The following is a 283-nucleotide window of genomic DNA, read 5'->3' on the forward strand; positions in this document are numbered from 1 at the left end:
GCTCCGGCTGGCTCATGATCCCCAACGACAGCACGTTGACCAGTACCAGCAGCGCCAGCACCCCGAGAAAACCGATCACCGTGGCCCGCCCGACATCGGCGCGCTTCTGCGCCCGGGCCGAATACACGCTGGCGCCCTCGATACCGATGAACACGAACACCGTGACCAGCATCATGTTGCGCACCTGGTCCATCACCCCGCCGAAGTTCGGGTTGCTGCGGCCCCAGATATCCCGGGTGAAGATATCCGCCTTGAATGCCACGGCAGCGATGACGATGAACAT

1 protein-coding gene is annotated in these 283 nt (G+C 62.9%); it reads right to left on the bottom strand.

What is annotated here, in order from left to right:
- Positions 1-283, bottom strand: a 283-nt coding sequence (locus tag SB756_RS29440; protein WP_410913090.1) for an amino acid permease, incomplete at both ends; no start/stop codon positions are given.

Source organism: Pseudomonas sp. SIMBA_068 (genome assembly GCF_046534705.1).
GTDB classification, from domain to species: Bacteria; Pseudomonadota; Gammaproteobacteria; order Pseudomonadales; family Pseudomonadaceae; genus Aquipseudomonas; species Aquipseudomonas putida.